The organism is Argonema galeatum A003/A1 (assembly GCF_023333595.1).
GTDB lineage: Bacteria > Cyanobacteriota > Cyanobacteriia > Cyanobacteriales > Aerosakkonemataceae > Argonema > Argonema galeatum.
This window is the reverse complement of record NZ_JAIQZM010000028.1, coordinates 55,704-74,869: the sequence shown is the minus strand read 5'-3', so window position 1 is coordinate 74,869 and position 19,166 is coordinate 55,704. Positions and strand designations below refer to the sequence as shown.

The window sequence follows — 19,166 nt, the reverse complement described above, 5'->3', positions numbered from 1 at the left end:
AACTGACAACTGACCACTGACAACTGACCACTGACAACTGACCACTGACAACTGACCACTGACCACTGACCACTGACAACTGACCACTGACAACTGACCACTGACAACTGACCACTGACCACTGACAACTGACCACTGACAACTGACAACTGACAACTGACCACTGACCACTGACCACTGACCACTGACCACTGACCACTGACCATTCAACATTTGTGCTTATCTGTGTTCCCCTTTAAATTTCCCCTAAGTCAGAAAATTTGACTTCGTATTCCCGTTCTAAATCCATGCTTCGCTGTTTAGCGTCGTTGAATTCTTGGTAGTATTGCTGCTTGCGTTCTGGATCGCTGGATAAGTTAGTTTTTTTCCAGAGATCTAGAAAATGACGAGAGAGTTTTTCACACATCACTAGCTCTATCCGGTTGACAGCAGATTGAATCTGTTTGGAGGTGCGGGAAATATCTCGCTGGCTCTTTTCATCTAAGTGAAACAGGGGAGAAACTTGGCTCATTTCTTGCTTAAATTCTAGGTTATTATCTTGCAGCTTCGAGATCAAGTCTAGTTCTAGTTGTGCGGCTGTTTCCTGTAAATGTAAAATCTGTCGCCACAAAAATCTGTGGTGGGAAAGACTGAATTGCAAATCTCGCTCCTCTAAAATATCTGCGATCGCTTGACGACATTCGGGACAATGCAGATAAAGGCGCAAAAGTAAAGCCTCTGCTTTCTCTAATTTCTCGCTCTCAGAAGAAGCTGGTATCGATTCAGGAGGACTAGAACGCTTGGTAGCTATACCAACTAGGCCAGCACGCTGGGTTCTTTTAAGTTGAGCCATGAGATTTTCGGCAACCAAAGATACCCGTCGCGCATCGCCTTGGCTGAGAATTTCTGCACAGGAGTTGATGTAGTGCGATCGCGTATCTGGGTTGCCAATGTTGTTCAGTAATTTCATCATTTGCTGAACAACTTGCTGATAAATATCGGCTTGTTTGAGATTTTTATTGACCAGCATTTGCTGAATCTGCCAGTCTAACCAGAGTGGCGCGGTTGTCAGCAGATGGTGATATTCTTCTGGGGAATATGTTTTGAGGAATTCATCGGCGTCTTTGCCATCGGGTATATTGAGAATTCGCAATTGCACTTCTCCCCGGTAGGCTAAGTCGGCGATTTCTCCAATTGCTCTTTGAGCTGCGCTAGTACCTGCTTTGTCGGCGTCGAAGTTGAGTACCAGTTGTTTGGATTCGGTGTAGCGCAACAACAGGCGTATTTGATCTATGCTGAGTGCTGTGCCAAGGGAGGCGACTGCGTTGGTAATTCCGGCGGCATGGAGTGCGATCGCATCAAAGTATCCCTCCACCACGATACCTCGATCAAGCTTTGCAATGGCGTCTTTGGCTTTATCTAAAGCAAATAAAGTTTTACCTTTATTAAATAGTTGGGTTTCGGGTGAGTTGAGATATTTGGGCTGGTCGTTGGTAAGAGTTCTGCCCCCAAAAGCGATCGCACGTCCTTGGATGTCGCAGATGGGTATAATTAAGCGATCGCGAAATACATCATAATAACCACCCCCCTCCTTGCGAGACTTAATCAACCCCGCCTGTTCCACCAAATGAACAGAAAAACCTTTCTGTTCCACTAAGTAGCGGTAAAGCGTTTCCCAACCCGCCGGTGCATAGCCTAGCTGAAACTGTTGGATCGTTTCTTCACTCAGCTGACGTTGGGATTTGAGATATTCTAGCGCCTGCTGTCCTTGGGCCGATCGCAGTGCGTGCTGATAAAACGCCGCCGTCACTGCCAGAATCTCATATAGCTGATCCCGTAGCGTGATTTGGCGTTGCAATTCTTGGCGCTGTTCTGGTTCGAGGGTTTGCACCGGGACGGCGTAGCGTTTTGCCAGTTCCAGCACTACATCGCTGAAGGGTAGTTTTCCCAGTTGCATGAGGAAGTCGATCGCATTTCCCCCTGCTTGACACCCGAAGCAGTAATACATCTGCTTATTGGGGCTGACTGTGAAACTGGGGGATTTTTCGTCGTGGAAGGGGCATAATCCCACAAAATCTTTGCCCCGCTTGCGTAGGACAACGCGATCGGCTATCACATCAACTATGTCAGATCTCTGTTTGACTTGTTCGATCGTATCTGGGTGCAGGCGGGGAATTTGCATGGGGCATGGGTAATTTTAGATTTTAGATTTTATTACTGTCCTAACCTATGTGACTGTGGCTATATATGTATTGTGCCATAAGTACCCCGCCTCAAAAAAAATTTCCTGAAACGATTTATCTCCAGCGTATCTTTAATTGGACAGGCGCGAAGACCTCCACTAACCCCAAGGGTATAGCGATCGAATCAGACTTCAGCCAGTTCTCAGAGTGTCTACCTCCAATGACTCTTCTCCTTCACCAAAGTGGATTTAGAACTGAAATTGACAATGACGCTCAATAAACTGGTCAACCACGACCTTTACCCAGTGACTATTTCCACTTAAATAAAATCAAACACGATAACTTTGCGAGGAACAAATATGGAAACTCTAGCTTATATTTATATGGCTTTAGCCTACGAACAAGCTCAACAAAATAATGGTAATTGTAGCCAATACCAGACAGGCAATTGCCAAAATCATGAGCCACATAAGGCCGCTTATCAAGCCCAATTATATTATGAAAATGTAAACAATAATTTTTGCTATTTGCAAATTACCACAGCTTGAGAAATTAATAGTTATGCCCCTCATGACTGATAGAACACTTGAAGTAGTAATCGACGATTTAAATATTCTGATCCTGGAAATCGAAGCCAATCCTGGCACTTCTTCTTGGACTATTCGCATGGCGCTCAAGGCGATAGTCGATAAAGCAAACAAGATCGAGAAGGAAACAGCATAAAAGTAAGTTTGGAATCAAACTATAATGCCAGAAACCCGGTTTCTTTGACAATACCTTCGCCAAAAACCTAAAATGCCTAATTTGTAGGTTGGGTTGAGGCACGAAACCCAACACATTTGTTGGGTTTCTTTGTAAGTAGGGACACGGCATAATCAAAATTTCCATTTATCCCGACATATTTATGATGCCGTGTCCCTACAAAAACGGTTCTTCCCTTGTCAATTATGCTGAGAAAGGACACGGCATAATCAAAATTTTCATTTATCCCGACATATTTATGATGCCGTGTCCCTACAAAAATGTTCACCAGAAACACTAGCATAATAATTCCGAAAGACCCAGATTACGCTGTCTTGAAAAATCGGATAATTTCGCGAACGCGATCGAGAAATTGACCGTCAGTTGTCAGTTGGGCGATCGCTTCTTGCGCCTCACGAGCCAATCGGTTATGCTCAGCTTGATTGGTCGATCGCCTTTTTTAAAGAAACTTACAAACTTTTGTGAAGTCCCTATAAAGTTGTAGCATTTTGCACCTGTCTATGGGTAGAACTATAACAGAGCAAAAAATATACTTTAAGATAGAGGAAATCACAATGCTAAAAGATACAAGATCCATCAACAAAAGACTAACCGACAATACACTCAGCCAGAGCATAGTCTTTGTTGATGTAGCGGTAGGCGACTACGAAAGCTTGATTGCTGGCTTGCAACCTGGGATAGAAGCGGTACTACTTGTCCCCTCTCAGGATGGAGTCAGCCAAATTACAGCTGCGTTAGCCCAACGAGCTGGTATCAGTAGCATCCACATCGTTTCTCACGGTAGCGAAGGCAGCTTGCGTATTGGTTCAGGTGTACTGAATGGAGAAAATTTAGAAAGTTTTAGCAGTCAACTCCAGCAGTGGCGCAACGCGCTGACTGAGGAAGCAGATATTTTGCTTTACGGTTGCTGCGTCGCCGCAGGTAAGGTGGGTCGGGCATTTGTGCAGGCTTTAAGTCAGTTGAGTGGGGCAAAAGTAGCAGCTTCAACCAACCTGACAGGAAACAGCACCCTCGGTGGTGATTGGAACCTAGAATTTATCACAGGCAAAATTAAAACCGCCTTAGCATTTTCTCCCCAAGTTACACCCCCATCCCCCACACAGCCCAAACTCCCCTTCACAGAAAACGCCCTCAAAACCTACAGTGGCATCCTGGGTTTCGCCACCAAAGTTGACTTCACTACTGGGACTAGGCCCATATCAGTCAGCATCGGCGACTTCAACGGCGACGGCAAACCAGACTTAGCTTTGGCGAACTTTAACAGCAACAGCACCTCGATCCTCCTGAACACCACCGCCACAGGAGCCACCACCCCCACCTTCGCCACCAATGTTGACTTCCCCACTGGGAGTAACCCCATATCAGTCAGCAGCGGCGACTTCAACGGCGACGGCCTCCCAGACTTAGCTGTGGCGAACTATTTCAGCAACACCACCTCCATCTTCCTGAACACCACCACAGTGGCCACCACCCCCACCTTCGCCACCAATGTTGACTTCACCACTGGGACTAGGCCCATATCAGTCAGCATCGGCGACTTCAACGGCGACGGCAAACCAGACTTAGCTTTGGCGAACGCTGCCAGCAACACCACCTCCATCTTCCTGAACAACACCGCCACAGCAGCCACCACCCCCACCTTCGCCACCAAAGTTGACTTCACCACTGGGACTAACCCCAAATCAGTCAGCATCGGCGACTTCAACGGCGACGGCAAACCAGACTTAGCTGTGGCGAACTATGGCAGCAACACCACCTCCATCTTCCTGAACACCACCACAGTGGCCACCACCCCCACCTTCGCCACCAAAGTTGACTTCACTACTGGGACTAACCCCAAATCAGTCAGCATCGGCGACTTCAACGGTGACAGCAAACCAGACTTAGCTGTGGCGAACCAGAACAGCAACACCACCTCCATCCTGCTGAACAACACCCCCACAGGGGCCACCACCCCCACCTTCGCTACCAAAGTTGACTTCACTACTGGGACTAACCCCATATCAGTCAGCATCGGCGACTTCAACGGTGACAGCAAACCAGACTTAGCTTTGGCGAACCAGGTCAGCAACACCACCTCCATCCTGCTGAACAGCACCCCCAAAGTCAGCATCGCCGCCGGCACTACCCCCACCGAAACCGGCCCCACCACTGGCACATTTAATATCACTCTCGATACTGCCGCCCCCGCAGGCGGTTTAGTCGTCAACTTCGACACCATTGGTAGTACCGCTGCTACTCCTGCTCACTACTCCTTAACAGCGGGTACGAATATCACGGCTGTCACCGCTAATACTTTTACAATTGCCGCTGGTGTAACCACCGCTGTTCTTAATGCTGTCCCCGTCGATGATGCTATTGTTAACCCAGGGGAAACAGTCAAAGTTAACGTCACTGCTGATACTGGCTTTAACTACATTCTCGATCCAGTTGTCGCTAATACGACTGCGACACTGACAATTACCGACAACGACTTCCCCACAGTAAACCTCTCAGTTTCTCCAGTCACAAGTACAGAAACCGGAAGTCCAGCGATTACTGTAACTGCCACAGCATCCAGCGCAGTTGTCGGAGATCAAACAGTAAATGTGGCTCTATCTGGAACTGCCGCCCCCGCTGACTTTACTGGGACAATTCCTACTAGCATTACCATTCCTGCTGGTCAAACTACAGGTTCCTTTACCGTCAATGTTAATGATGACACCTTGGTAGAAGGAACTGAAACAGGTACTTTCACAATTTCTACTCCTTCTAGTGGTGTTACTTTAGGAACTACAACCACAGGTTCCGTCGCCATTACTGATAATGATGTAGCTGACACCACACCGCCTACAGCCACCACTTTCACCCCCGCAGATAACGCCACCAGCGTGGCTGTGGCTGCGAATTTAGTCGTCACCTTGAGTGAAGCTGTGCTCAAAGGCACGGGCAATCTGGTGATCAAGAAAGTCTCTGACAATTCAGTTGTCGAAACTATCGATGTTACTTCAGCCAATGTCACAGTTAGCGGCAGTAGCGTCACAGTTAATCCCACGGCTGACTTACTGCCAGGTACTGATTATTACGTTGAAATTGCTGCCGGTGCAATTAAAGACGTAGCTGGTAACAATTATGCTGGGATTACAGGTGCAACTGCTTGGAATTTCACCACTGCTACCGCCCCAGATACGATCGCCCCTACAGCCACCACTTTCACCCCCGCAGATAACGCCACCAGCGTGGCTGTGGCTGCGAATTTAGTCGTCACCTTGAGTGAAGCTGTGCTCAAAGGCACGGGCAATCTGGTGATCAAGAAAGTCTCTGACAATTCAGTTGTCGAAACTATCGATGTTACTTCAGCCAATGTCACAGTTAGCGGCTCTACGGTCACAGTTAATCCCACGGCTGATTTACTGCCCGGTACAGATTATTACGTTGAAATTGCTGCCGGTGCAATTAAAGACTTAGCTAATAACAATTATGCTGGGATTACAGGTGCAACTGCTTGGAATTTCACCACTGCTACCGCCCCAGATACGATCGCCCCTACAGCCACCACTTTCACCCCCGCAGATAACGCCACCAGCGTGGCTGTGGCTGCGAATTTAGTCGTCACCTTGAGTGAAGCTGTGCTCAAAGGCACGGGCAATCTGGTGATCAAGAAAGTCTCTGACAATTCAGTTGTCGAAACTATCGATGTTACTTCAGCCAATGTCACAGTTAGCGGCTCTACGGTCACAGTTAATCCCACGGCTGACTTAGCGCCCGGTACTGATTACTACGTTGAAATTGCTGCCGGTGCAATTCAAGACTTAGCTAATAACAATTATGCTGGGATTACAGGGGCAACTGCTTGGAATTTCACCACTGTTGACACCACACCGCCCACCGTTACTTCTATTACATCCAGCCTCGCCAATGGCAATTATGGTGTCGGTAGTGTTATCCCCATCACCGTTAGCTTCTCTGAACCAGTCACCGTCACAAACAAACCGGAACTCACCTTAAATTCCGGTGGCAAGGCCACCTATACCAGCGGTAGTGGCACTAATAGCCTCACTTTTAACTACACCGTAGGACAGGGGCAGAACGCGCCAGACTTGGATTATGCGTCTACCAATGCTTTATCTTTGGCGGGGGGAACGATTAAAGATGCGGCTAATAATAATGCGACGCTCAGCTTGCCGGCTCCTGGTGCAACTTCCTCTCTGGGTGCTGCTAAGGCGATCGTTATTAAAACAGATGTTGAGATCAACGCCCTCGATTTGGGCTTTAACAAGCTGCAAGAGTCTCTCACCAACAATCTGGCGGCTCAAATCCCGGTGGTGGGTGATAAACTCAAGGCCATTGCCCCTGATTTTCTAAACAGTATTAAGAACAGGCTAATCACCGACCTGAAAGCCGCGCCAAGCTGGGATGCGGTGAACTTTCAAGATACTATCAAGACTTCTCTTGGCAAAGACTTCCCCAACCTGAGAATTACAGGCTCAGTTGGGGCAAACGGAGAAGCCAAAGTTCTGGTTAACCTGCGCAAAGAGTACACCAAAACGCTGAAACTCGATGCCAATTTGGGGCTGCCGGCGCTGGGATTTAATACTCAGGGCGATGCCAACGCCACATTCAAGTACGGATTGTACTTGGGATTGGGTCTGAATCAGGATGGCATCTTCTTCGATACAACCAATACAAAGCTTACCCTCGGTGCTGAAGTAGGCTTAGCCAATAATTTTACGGGCAAAGCCAATCTGGGTTTCTTGCAACTGGATCTGAGAACCAATGGCACTAACCCGACTAAAATTAGCGGTGATTTTAAGGCATCCCTGAAAGATTTAACCCCCGCCCAAGGAGGGATCGATGACGGGCGACTGACCTTCAATGAACTGAGCAAGGGCAACTATAAACTCTCCGACTTGATTGGTACGAGTTTAGACGCCAAAGCCAACCTCGGCCTGAGTGCAAAAACGAGCATCAATGGCAGTGCGGCGATTCCGTCGTTCAACTTTGACCTCAACGCAGCTTTCCCGGTACTGAAATACGAGAACGGTAAGTGGAGTGGGCCGCAAAAACCCCAGCTCGCCTTCAAGAATATGCAGCTCGACTTGGGTAGCTTGATCACGAATTTTGCGAAACCTGTTATTACCAAAGTCAATGATATTCTTAAGCCGGCTCGTCCTATCATTAATGCACTCAACAGCGATATTAAACCGCTGTCTCAATTCAGTCCCATCAAGAATTTCTTTGACCAAAACGGTGATGGCAAGGTCACGCTGCTCGAAGCAGGTGCCACTGTCGCAGGCAAAAAAATCGATACTCGATTCCTAGATGGCATTGAGTATATCGGCAAGGCTAGTGATTTGCTCAAAGATATTTCCTCTCAAAATGGCAACATTGCTATAGACCTGGGTGACTATGCGATAGATTTCGACGCCACCGATCCCAAGGCTGATACTAAAACCGCTAAGACAACTCAAACTAAGAGTGCAGCATCTTCTACCGACCAAGCTAAATCGAAGTCACAGGGCAAGACGCAGGAGCTACTTAGCCTATTCCAAAAGATGGATGGGCTGAGTTTACCCATCTTGACCAATCCTGGCACCGCGATCGATTTACTGATGGGTAAACCGGATGTCACCCTGTTCGCCTATAAAGTGCCGAAGCTAGACTTTAACTTCAACATTGATAAAACATTTCCTATCTACTCAATTCCCGTTGTAAATATAGGTGTCAACGGCAAGTTACAGGGAAACTTTGAAGCTAAAGCGAACTTTGCGTTCGGCTTTGATACTTCTGGACTTTCTCAATGGAAACAATCTGGCTTTAATGCCTCAGATGCCTATAAAGTTCTCGATGGCTTATACGTGAGCGATCGCCAAAATGCGGATGGTACGGGGCCGGATGTAAATGAACTCAAGCTCAAAGCTAGTATTAAGGCTGGGGGCGGGGTTGATGCTTTCGTGGCAAAAGCTTATCTCACGGGTGGAATTGAGGCGAATGCTAAGTTTGACTTGCTCGATGTCGGTGAAGACCAAAGCAAGGGCACTAGCGGCGATGGCAAAATCCACGCCTCGGAAATTACTTCCCGTATTAGCAACCCGCTGAGTTTATTTGAAATCAATGGTGAGGTCAAAGCCGTCCTAGATTTTAAGGCTGAGTACAAAAAATATCTGTTGTTTGGGGGCTGGACAACGGCTTACGAGAAACGCCTGGGTGAAATGAAACTGGCCGATTTCCGGTTGGGAACTGGTTCGACGCGCAAGAGTCGTGCTATTGACGGTTACATAACGGGTGGGGAAGTCTTCTTTGATGCCAACTTCAATCGGGTGCAAGATGATAATGAACCCTTCGCCTTTACTAACCCGGATGGCAGCTTCGACCTCACAGTAGAACTAGAAAAGTTTGACAAAAATCAGGATGGCAAGATCGACTATACCGAAGGCAAAATTATTATGGCCAACGGGATAGATATCTCGACCTATTTGCCTCTAGACACTCAGTTGTCTTCAACTCCAGAATCAACGGTGGTAACTCCTTTAACGACGGTTATCGCTGCGTTAGCGGAGCAAGGAACTAACCCTGAAACGGCCCAAACTCAAGTGAAATCGGCTCTGGGATTGCCGGCAGGAGTGGACTTGGGCAGCTACGACCCCCTGGAAGCTATTGCCAATGATGACGCGAATGGTGTATCGGTGTTTGCCACGATGATTATGGTGCAAAACACGATCGTCCAGACGGCGAAATTGATTGAGGGGGTTTCCCAAATGCCGCTGACACAACTGGGGAATGCCGCAACAGCAGCGATCGCCGAGACTTTCAAAGCTGGTACTCCGGTTGACTTGAGCAAAGTAGAGACAATTCAGCCAATTGTACAGAATGCGATCGCTGCTGCTGCCATTCTAGACAGCAATATCAACGCTTCGCAGCTATCGAGTGTCGCTGCGACTGCCGCAACTGTAATGGCACTAGGCAATCAGATCGTTAAGGAACTCGCCGCTAGCGGTCGTCCTATCAAAGATATCGCCCTTGAAATTACCAAATTGCAGGCGGTATCGGTGGGACAAATCGCAGTCGGACTGCCGGAACTGGCAGCAGGAACTTTGACGATAGAGCAGTTCCTCGCCAACAACACCAAGGAATCGATCCAAGAGAAGATGGGGCAGGTGCGTGTAATTGACCCCACTCTTCGCCCCACTTTCGAGACGATCGATCCTGAAGACCTGTTGGTTCGTTCGGACGGCAGCACTGGTGGCGGTGATTCCTCTGATGCTAGCAGCAGTACATCACTCCCACCCATCACCCGCTTACCTGAGTTCAATGGCATCTTTTTCGACCCGACTTTTTATCTAGGCCGAAATTCTGACGTAGCCGCCGCTGTACAAAGTGGAGCGTTCCGCACACCCATTGAACACTTTAGTAAATTCGGTTTTACGGAAGGACGCGCTCCCAGTGCAATGTTTGCTTCCGACTACCTCACCAACAATCAAGATGTAGCAGATGCCGTTACCAAAGGCGTCTTCAAAGGCGGCTTTGAACACTTCATCAAGCATGGACTAGCCGAAGGTCGCGACCCCAGTTCTCGGTTAGCTCCTTTTGATATGTTTTATCTGGCAGAAAACCCAGATGTTGCACAAGCAGTTAAACAAGGCTCATTCAAAAATGGACTCGAACATCTAATTAATTTTGGAATGCTGGAAGGACGCGACCCACAACCTCGCTATAGTGTTGTTGTCGAAACCTTCGATCCAACCTTCTATTCGACTAATAACCTGGATGTCGCCGAAGCGGTTCAAAAAGGCTTGTTCCGCAATAGCTTTGAACACTTCGTTCACTTTGGAATGAAAGAAAACCGCAATCCTAGCCTGTTATTTAACAATAGCGATTACCTGGGCCAAAACTCAGATGTAGCACCAGCCGTTACTCAAGGCTTATTCAAGAGTGGCTTTGAACACTTTATGAAGTTTGGCATGAGTGAAGGTAGAGTAGGTGCAACTATTGTTGGTTCTGCCGTAGCAGACAGACTCGAAGCTAATGCGGGAGCCAACATAATCAACGGTAGGTCTGGTAATGACACCCTGATGGGTGCTGGCGGTAATGACCAACTCTATGGCAACCAAGGTGATGACTTCTTAAATGGCAACCAGGGTAAGGACAATGTGTATGGTGGCCAAGGCAACGATGTTATCTACGGTGGCAAGGACGATGACCTCATCTCTGGCGACTTAGGAAATGACTTGCTTGTGGGCGACCTTGGTAATGACACCTTAATTGGCGGCCCAGGTAACGATACGTTTGTTCTGGGTTCCAATACTGGAGTAGACACTCTAGTTGACTTCCAAGTCGGTCTTGACCGACTGGGATTATCTGGTGGTTTGAAGTTTGAGCAGTTAGCGATCTCTCAAGGTACTGGCATCTCTGCACAAGATACCTTGGTTCGCATCGCTGCCAATGATGAATTACTGGCAATCCTATCTAATGTATCGGCTAGTTCGATCGCGAATGCTGCCTTTACTGTTGTTTGAACGTCAATAGGGCTGGCTGAAAAAGTAACAGAAAAGGAACAGAAGGATTAACTAGCAAATGAAGTAAGGCCGACTGATAAGTTTGGCCTGATGGGGAGATGGGGAGATGGGGGGATGGGGAGGGATTGACAGTTTTCCCCGACGCTCGGAAATATACAAGCTCTGATGCGCTTTAGCTTAATGCCAGAAACCCGGTTTCTCAAAGAAACCGGGTTTCTCATACCCTATCCCGAATACTGAATCGGGTTTCTAGTGCAGGATGGCGGAAATAACTCACCACTAAAAATTGCCAATGATTGCTCTGGAAATCTTGATTTTTACCACTGACAACTGACAACTGACAACTGACCACTTGCACTAGGGATTACGCTGTCTTGAAAAATCGGATGATTTCGCGAACGCGATCGAGAAATTGACCGTCAGTTGTCAGTTGGGCGATCGCTTCTTGCGCCTCACGCGCCAGCCGATTATGCTCAGCTAGATTGGTCGATCGCAATTCTTCAAACCCAGCCCCCATGCGGGTTAAATCGTTGCGAATCGCTTCCAACTGGCGCTGCTGTACGGAAGCCCAAGAGTCTGGATATTCTGAGTTCAGTAGATCTTCTAGGCGCTGAACGGCTGTCTCCAAAGTAGCAAAGCGACTACGCAATTCCACAATATCTTCGCGAGGATACTTGATTTGTTCGCGAATCATCGCCAGCCGCACCGCTAAATATTGATAACCCCGCACAGCTGGGCGCAGCACAGTTAAGAGCAAAGCGGCTCCCGAACTGAGGTATCCGATGACACTGATACCAGCGGCGGCTAGGCTGTACAAACCGATCGCAGAAACAAGATGTAGAGCAATAGCGACAAAGAGCGATCGCTTCGCCACCATTTTGGCATACTTAACTTGCTTGTCATCAACTCTAATTCCCTTTTCCGCAGACTGTGCTGCTTCTGCGATTACTTCTTTAGCTTCAAAGTGGATATTCCAAGGCACCGTCACAATTGCCAGCAACCATTCAAAAATAGCCACAGCAATAACCCAGTCGATAAAACTACCCGCTGGGACGTGCAACCATTGCAGTATGCCAAAAACCAGCAAAACCAAAAAGACAATTCCCAAATTAAAACTGATGAAATAGGAATAGACCACGATTCTTACCTCCTGAAAGCATTGCTTCGATAATGGCTGATGGTTGGGGTAGTATCTAGGTAGTTTGTGACAGTTGAGGGTGCGGAATGTGAGTTAAAATAACAGCACTCAGCGCGGCTACCAATTTAAGCCGGGACATGCATCTACAAGCATTGTTCCCCACTCCGGCGACGGCGGCTGAATGCCCAACCCCAGAAAGCTCAGTCCGGCGATCGCCAGCACACTTGCTCCCACGTCTAAGCTAAGTTGTACTAGGACTGGCCCCACCAGCGCCGGGAGCAAGTGTACTCGGATAATGTGCAGCGGTCTTCCCCCTAAAGCCTCAGCCGCTTCGATAAACTCATTCGTCTTAATGGCGAGGACTTGGCTACGCACCAACCGCGCATAAGTAGGCCACCAACCTACTGTAAGCGCTAAGACTAAATTGGGAAATCCCGAACCTAAAGTTCCAACCAAAGCTAGTGCGAGGATTTGTTTCGGTAGGGAAAGAAACAAGTCCACCAAGCGCATAAAAACCTCATCAACAAATCCGCCAAAGTAACCAGCGCACATACCTATTCCCCCACCGAGCATTAAGCTTAGACTCAGTACGATCGCAGTGAGGGCGATCGTACTGAGTCCCGCCCACAAAAGCCGACTCAGAATATCTCGACCCAGTTGGTCTGTACCCAGTAGATGTTCCCAACTGGGGACACTCAGCCCGATATTGAGATCTTGAATAGTTGGATCGTAAGGGGCTAGCACGGGAGCCAGAAAGCTGACAATTACCATCAACAGCGCCAGCAGAATACCAACAAACGAAATAACATTAGTCCTTGCCCAATGGCAAACGGCCTATGCGCGATCGCAAAATCATTACTGCTGGATCTCCCGGTGTTAGGTAGATTAAGAAAAAAGCTAGCATACTTGTTGCTACCAGTACCGCCACCGATCCAACCAAACGCTTTAGCAAGAATATAACCATGTTTCACTATACCAAATCAAAATATCGGTTGTGTATCTTACTGTTCGCTGAGAGATTAGGCAAACTAACAATGAAGTTATACCGCGCCAATCTAAACGATGCAGAGTGTTTCATGCGCCAATCTGGCTTGACCAAATACCTAAAGCTTCTCTGCAATTCAAGCCTGTCCAGAGCTAAAAGCTTTTGTAAATCGAATTATTTCTCTGTGTGATGAAGATAAAGTAATTCCTTGATGTCAGAAATATGGAATTTATGACTCGACCTTTACGACAATCGCTCGATCGGGCGATCGCACTACGGGTGTGCGATCGCCAATCTTATACGGTGCGTTAATCCGTCGCTAAGCAAAAGTCACGCATTCACGCATTCAAAAATCCTTTGAGTGTCAGCCATTTAACTACTTGGGATCGGGTAAGTTATTTCTGCCGCGCTGTTTTAATAGGAAAATAGGGAATAGGGAATGGAGAATAGAGACAGCATTCATCCTACTCCCTATCCATACTACAAATTCTCGATCGAACAATGGCTCGTACAGGTTACACTCTTCCAGTTTTTGCCGTGGCAGCTGCTAAAGCTGCTTTGTTACATTTGCAAACTAGAAATCTTGAAACCCTTCAATCAGTCGCTATTGACTTAATGCCGGGTGAAGCAACGATTCCAATTGAGCAAGTTGCTCAATTGGAAGTAGATAGTGCTTTGGCGATCGCGATAAGTGACCCTGGAGATAATTTAGACTTGACCCGCAACACGCCAATCTGGGCATGGGTAAAACTGCAACAAAGAAACTCAGAACCTCTTATTTTAGAAGGGGGAGAAGGAGTGGGAAAAACGGCATCGGGAGAATCGGCAATCTACAGTTACGCTCGCCGTTTGTTTGAGGCGAACTTATTACCTTTGATTCCACCCGATCGAACTGTCACGGTATCCATTATTATACCAGAGGGGAGGCAACTAGCTCAACGTACCTCGAATGAGGCTTTTGGAATTTTGGAAGGGCTATCGTTGCTCGGAACAAGCGGAATTTCTCAACCCCTTTCAGCCGAAGAACATTTAGAAGAATTTCGTCAAATTTTACAAGCGAAGGTTCAACATCAATCCGATTTAGTCTTTTGCATTGGTAGTAATGGGATGCAGGTTGCTCAACGGTTAAGCATTCCAGAAACAGCGATCGTGCAAACTGGAAACTGGATTGGGGCGCTATTAGTGGAAGCCGCATTACGCGGTGCAGAATCTGTCTTACTGCTTGGTTATCAAGGAAAATTAATTAAACTAGCAGGTGGTATTTTCAATACGTCTAGTCATCTGGCAGATGCTAAACTAGAAATTATCAGTGCAGCCGTTGTTAGGGCTGGGAGCAGTCTGCAAAACGTGGAAGCTGTTTTAGCAGCAAAGACTGCCGATGCTGCATATAAAATCTTAGTTGAACTGGAATTGGCCGAGCTAGTATTTCAGGCGTTGGCAAACACAATTTCTCAGAAAGCACAAGCATTCGTGCAGAAGTACGCCAACGTGCCACTCAAAGTAGGTACAGTTTTGTTCGATCGCCAAGGAAAAATCATTGCACGAGATGCGATCGCTGTTCAGTTAATCGAGGGATTGAAGTTAGTAAAAAAAATCAACAGCACAACTAATTGATATCCTGTCCGGTTGCATCCAGTTTTTATTCTTATCTGTGTTCATCTGTTGTCAAAACCTATTTCTGAGCCAGGAGATGGTGCTTTCTACATCCGCAACTTTTTCCCCATCAGGGACGGGTGGACGCTGCACCATCACCACAGGTAATCCTAACTCTCGTGCGGCAAAAACAGTGGCGTAGGTGGCATCACCACCACTGTTTTTGCTGACGATCGCCTCAATCTCATTCTGTTGCAATAACACCCGTTCGTCTTCTAGCAAAGTTGTCCTCACATATCTGACTGTGGCTATGATAATCCGAAATCCCAAATTGGTTAGCGTCCCTGAAGCGTCACACCTTCCAGGTTTAACTCATATTCAGTTCCCGCTAATTGAAAGCCATTCACGTTGCTACCGACAGCATAAACCCGACTTGAGTAAACAACAGGAATAACGGCGACATTTTCATCCATGAATTTCTGGATATCTCCATAAAGAGTCTGCCGTTGTTTCTCATCTTTTGTTACCAGAACATTATCAATTAATTTATCCAACTTGGGGTTGGCGTAAATCCCTCCATGTTCGACAGGTTGGTCGCTCGAATGAAACATCGATTTTAAACTTAAATGAGGATCGTAGGGAGAACCCCAGGAAAGGTTAATTGCCAGATCGAATTGTTTCTTCATGAGGGCGTCGTTCCATGCACCGGAGTCAATCAAGCGGATCTCCACACCAACACCGATTTCTTTTAGTTCCGCCTGAATTACTTCCGCCATAGATTTAGCTTGCGGGAAAGCATCACCATCAACAATCATTGTTAATTGGAAAGGTTTGCCATTCTTCTGGAGAATTCCATCTTTTCCCGGCTTCCACCCAGCCTCTGCCAACAAAGTTTTTGCCTGTTCGGGATTATAGCTATACAACTGCGGATTTGAGTAACTTGCGTAGGGAGATCTGTTTGGTCTAGATTTAACTCAAGTGCGATCGCGGTTTGAACTTTCGCTGAGCAAGACAAAAGCCAGGTGCTACCCAGAATAGCTAAATTTAGTTTGAAAGCCTTCCAAAACATTTTTGACATCAGACCGTGCAGAAAGCGCCGCTACAGCCCTTATTCTGAGTCGATCTGTCGCTGGCGTCAAACGACAAGCTGTCAAACTTGGCTCTTCCGTACTTAGTGTGCTAAATTAACTTAAATTTATCCTCAAGACTTTGCTAGGTAAGGCTTTGAGATTATTTCCACCATTAGCTTGCTCTATGGTATGCGGCTTTGGGGACGATCGCTTTGAAATCCCAGCCAGCTAAGGTGTAAGGCACCAGAAAACTAATAATTTGGCACACTAAGTACGGAAGAGCCTTCGCATCCGTTTGCGTGCAAAGGAAATAGCAGTAAGCAGATCCTTTTTTCATCTTCGTTCTTGCGCCTGATTACGCATCCGAATTTGCAAATAGAGATGTTTATGGTAATTTTCTAAATCAGTTCGACGTAACTGGTCAAATGGAAGGAAGATCGCCAATTATTCAGTCGCTTTATTGGTGGTCTAAATCAATTCTACCAAACTATATATTGTTTGCCGAACGTTTAGAAATGGCACAGGCCATAGAAGTGCGTTTGCCGTTTCTAGATCACCATCTTTTCGAGTTGGTACGCCAGATGCCAATTTCAATACTCATTCGGGAAATGAAGGAGAAATATGTGCTACGGGAAGCAGCTAGACCTTTTTTAACTGATACAGTTTACTCTCGTCCAAAACAGCCTTTTACTGCTCCACCAGCTTCTTTGACAACGAATAATCAGCTTTATTCATTGATTCAAGATTCCTTGCGTAGTTCAGCGATGGAATCAGTGCCATTCTTTGACCAAAAAACAGCGATCGCATTGCTGGATGAACTTCCCCTAATGCCTGAACGCAAACGCATCGCTTTAGACTCAATTTGGCTAATGTTATTAGGTACATACTTTCTGCATACTCGCTACAATTTATAGTTTGTTCATTGTTGATGCTTCATATCATACCCTTACGCATCAGTTACCTAAAAAATTCCGGTGATTATTCTTATCTGCGTTAATCTGCGTTCCAGAGTCTTCATCTGCGGTAAAAATTTAACCAACGATGACAACAGACAATTTGACGATCCCACAAATATAACATCTAAAATCGGTTATGAGCGTTTTTATTCTCATTTGGTTTGGACAACTTGTCTCGCTGATTGGTTCTGGGTTGACCAGCTTTGCACTAGGTATTTGGGTATATCAAAAAACAGGTTCAGTCACAGAATTCGCCCTCATTTCTCTATTCACTTTTCTACCAAGCATCTTACTATTACCGATCGCAGGCGCTTTTGTAGACCGCTGGAATCGTCGATCGGCTTTACTCTCGGTTCTAATCTCTTGCCTTGTTTTGTCAAAACCCTTATTCTATCAATCTATAACGAAAGTCTGACGCACCCTACAAGTTGATTTAAGTATGACACGCAGCTTTAGTCCTGTCTGAGTAACCGACTTTCAGTAGTTTGGTAATAGAGAGAATAAGGAGAATAAGGAGGATAAGTAGGATAAGTAGGATACTTATTCCCAATCAACTACTTAGGACTACACCTAAGATTAAGTTGAATACGATCCAAAAAATATATTGCAACTAGCACAAAGTGAAGGTGTCATGGCAGATCTACCCAACTACCGCCCTAAGCAAATTTCATTAGGGCCTTTAGAAGCCGAGATTTTGAATATAATTTGGGAACTTGGTTGTGCCACAGTCAAAGATATACACGATCGCATTCTAGCCGATCCAGACCGGGAATTGACTTATAGTTCAGGGTACGCAGATGAACGCAGATAAGAATAAGAACAGGAATTTTTTAGATAACCGATGCTACCGAACATGATATGACCCTAGCCCCTAGCCCCTAGTCTCTAACTATAGTGTTATTGAGTTGCAAATGGATTTATTAAATTACGATCGCCTGTTCAATACGATTGAAGAGTTAGTGCTGCACCATTCTCCCAGCGGTGTTGAAGCCGAGATCGATCGGCTGTTGATGAGTCGATTTAACGCCCTGGGAGTGAAAGCTTGGCTGGATGCGGCAGGGAATGTTCTAGCTTTAATCCCCGGTAAAGATTCTACAAGGGCTCTAGCCATCACTGCCCACAAAGATGAAATTGGCGCAATTGTCAAGAGCATAGAATCTTTTGGACGAGTGCAAGTCCGAAAACTGGGCGGTGCGTTTCCCTGGGTTTACGGCGAAGGGGTCGTCGATCTCTTGGGAGACAACCAAACGATTAGCGGTATTCTCTCATTCGGATCGCGCCACGTCTCCCACGAGTCTCCCCAAAAAGCCCACCAGGAAGAGAAACCGTTGCGCTGGGAAGATGCTTGGGTGGAAACAAAATGCACTGCCGAAGAACTAGAAGCCGCAGGGATTAGGCCAGGAACCCGCGTAGTGGTAGGTAAGCATCGCAAACGACCGATCCGGCTGAAAGACTATATTGCCAGTTACACCCTCGATAACAAAGCTTCGGTGGCAATTTTGTTAGAACTGGCGGAAAATTTAAAGCAACCTGCGATCGATACCTATCTGGTAGCTTCGGCGAAAGAAGAAGTAGGTGCGATCGGCGCTTTGTACTTTACCCAAAATCAGCGTCTAGAAGCTTTGATCGCCCTGGAAATCTGTCCTTTGTCAACCGAATATCCCATTGAAGACGGGGAAGCGCCGGTACTGCTTTGCCAAGATAACTACGGGATATACGACGAAACGCTCAACGGTAACATCCGAATGGTGGCAAAGCGACTGGGTATTCCCTTACAATTGGCAACATTGAGCGGATTTGGTTCCGATGCGTCAATTGCCATGAAGTTCGGTCATGTGGCGCGTGCGGCTTGTTTGAGTTTCCCTACCCAAAATACCCACGGTTACGAAATTGCCCATTTGGGAGCGATCGCCAATTGCTTCCATCTACTGCAAGCTTACTGCGAAACGGAATTTAGTGATTAGTCATTAGTCACCAGTCATTAGTCATTAGTCATTAGTCAGTC

At 46.8% G+C, this 19,166-nt stretch carries 13 protein-coding genes and 3 pseudogenes; 8 read left to right on the top strand and 8 right to left on the bottom strand.

The window, feature by feature from the left end; all coding sequences use genetic code 11:
• Both LAY41_RS23945 and dnaG read right to left on the bottom strand, forming a co-directional pair.
• Window positions 1–213 (bottom strand): annotated as a pseudogene (locus LAY41_RS23945) (hypothetical protein); the annotation flags it as partial.
• 22 nt (window positions 214–235) lie between these two features.
• A complete protein-coding gene (gene dnaG, locus LAY41_RS23940) occupies window positions 236–2,161 on the bottom strand; it encodes a DNA primase (RefSeq protein ID WP_249103542.1) in 1,926 nt (641 codons plus the stop codon).
• A gap of 360 nt (window positions 2,162–2,521) precedes the next feature.
• Here dnaG and LAY41_RS23935 point away from each other — a divergent pair, with 360 nt between their 5' ends.
• From LAY41_RS23935 to LAY41_RS23925, 3 genes are all read left to right on the top strand, one after another.
• Window positions 2,522–2,710 (top strand): hypothetical protein, encoded by a 189-nt coding sequence (locus LAY41_RS23935; RefSeq protein ID WP_249103540.1) that lies wholly within the window; start codon window positions 2,522–2,524, stop codon window positions 2,708–2,710.
• Between the two features lie 13 nt (window positions 2,711–2,723).
• A complete protein-coding gene (locus tag LAY41_RS23930) occupies window positions 2,724–2,885 on the top strand; it encodes a hypothetical protein (RefSeq protein WP_249103538.1) in 162 nt (53 codons plus the stop codon).
• 593 nt (window positions 2,886–3,478) lie between these two features.
• A complete protein-coding gene (locus LAY41_RS23925) occupies window positions 3,479–11,419 on the top strand; it encodes a DUF4347 domain-containing protein (protein WP_249103537.1) in 7,941 nt (2,646 codons plus the stop codon).
• A 364-nt stretch (window positions 11,420–11,783) separates the two neighbouring features.
• On the opposite strand, the gene LAY41_RS23920 is transcribed toward LAY41_RS23925, so the two are convergent.
• The 3 genes from LAY41_RS23920 to LAY41_RS23910 form a co-directional block, all read right to left on the bottom strand.
• The gene (locus LAY41_RS23920; RefSeq protein WP_249103535.1) at window positions 11,784–12,557 is read right to left on the bottom strand and encodes a hypothetical protein; all 774 of its coding nucleotides are present in this window, start codon (window positions 12,555–12,557) and stop codon (window positions 11,784–11,786) included.
• Between the two features lie 117 nt (window positions 12,558–12,674).
• The gene (locus LAY41_RS23915) at window positions 12,675–13,361 is read right to left on the bottom strand and encodes an ABC transporter permease (RefSeq protein ID WP_476726994.1); all 687 of its coding nucleotides are present in this window, start codon (window positions 13,359–13,361) and stop codon (window positions 12,675–12,677) included.
• A 4-nt stretch (window positions 13,362–13,365) separates the two neighbouring features.
• Window positions 13,366–13,521, bottom strand: a complete 156-nt coding sequence (locus LAY41_RS23910; RefSeq protein WP_249103531.1) for a hypothetical protein — start codon at window positions 13,519–13,521, stop codon at window positions 13,366–13,368.
• A 522-nt stretch (window positions 13,522–14,043) separates the two neighbouring features.
• On the opposite strand from LAY41_RS23910, the gene cbiD reads away from it, so the two are divergent.
• Window positions 14,044–15,156, top strand: a complete 1,113-nt coding sequence (cbiD, locus tag LAY41_RS23905) for a cobalt-precorrin-5B (C(1))-methyltransferase CbiD (RefSeq protein WP_249103529.1) — start codon at window positions 14,044–14,046, stop codon at window positions 15,154–15,156.
• A 51-nt stretch (window positions 15,157–15,207) separates the two neighbouring features.
• Here the strand turns inward: cbiD and LAY41_RS23900 are convergent.
• From LAY41_RS23900 to LAY41_RS23890, 3 genes and pseudogenes are all read right to left on the bottom strand, one after another.
• Window positions 15,208–15,408: pseudogene (locus tag LAY41_RS23900) on the bottom strand (precorrin-6A/cobalt-precorrin-6A reductase); the annotation flags it as partial.
• Window positions 15,409–15,470: 62 nt separating this feature from the next.
• Window positions 15,471–16,085: pseudogene (locus LAY41_RS23895) on the bottom strand (ABC transporter substrate-binding protein); the annotation flags it as partial.
• A 292-nt stretch (window positions 16,086–16,377) separates the two neighbouring features.
• Window positions 16,378–16,542 (bottom strand): hypothetical protein, encoded by a 165-nt coding sequence (locus LAY41_RS23890; protein ID WP_249103525.1) that lies wholly within the window; start codon window positions 16,540–16,542, stop codon window positions 16,378–16,380.
• Between LAY41_RS23890 and LAY41_RS23885 the strand changes: the two genes are divergently transcribed.
• The 4 genes from LAY41_RS23885 to LAY41_RS23870 all read left to right on the top strand — a co-directional run bounded on the left by LAY41_RS23885 (window position 16,541) and on the right by LAY41_RS23870 (window position 19,125).
• The gene (locus LAY41_RS23885; protein WP_338023047.1) at window positions 16,541–17,119 is read left to right on the top strand and encodes an asparagine synthase-related protein; all 579 of its coding nucleotides are present in this window, start codon (window positions 16,541–16,543) and stop codon (window positions 17,117–17,119) included. The genes LAY41_RS23890 and LAY41_RS23885 overlap by 2 nt on opposite strands.
• A 178-nt stretch (window positions 17,120–17,297) precedes the next feature.
• Window positions 17,298–17,576 (top strand): MFS transporter, encoded by a 279-nt coding sequence (locus LAY41_RS23880; protein WP_249103522.1) that lies wholly within the window; start codon window positions 17,298–17,300, stop codon window positions 17,574–17,576.
• A gap of 216 nt (window positions 17,577–17,792) precedes the next feature.
• The gene (locus LAY41_RS23875) at window positions 17,793–17,972 is read left to right on the top strand and encodes a BlaI/MecI/CopY family transcriptional regulator (protein ID WP_476726993.1); all 180 of its coding nucleotides are present in this window, start codon (window positions 17,793–17,795) and stop codon (window positions 17,970–17,972) included.
• A 100-nt stretch (window positions 17,973–18,072) separates the two neighbouring features.
• Window positions 18,073–19,125, top strand: a complete 1,053-nt coding sequence (locus LAY41_RS23870; protein WP_249103521.1) for a M42 family metallopeptidase — start codon at window positions 18,073–18,075, stop codon at window positions 19,123–19,125.
• Window positions 19,126–19,166: the final 41 nt, after the last annotated feature.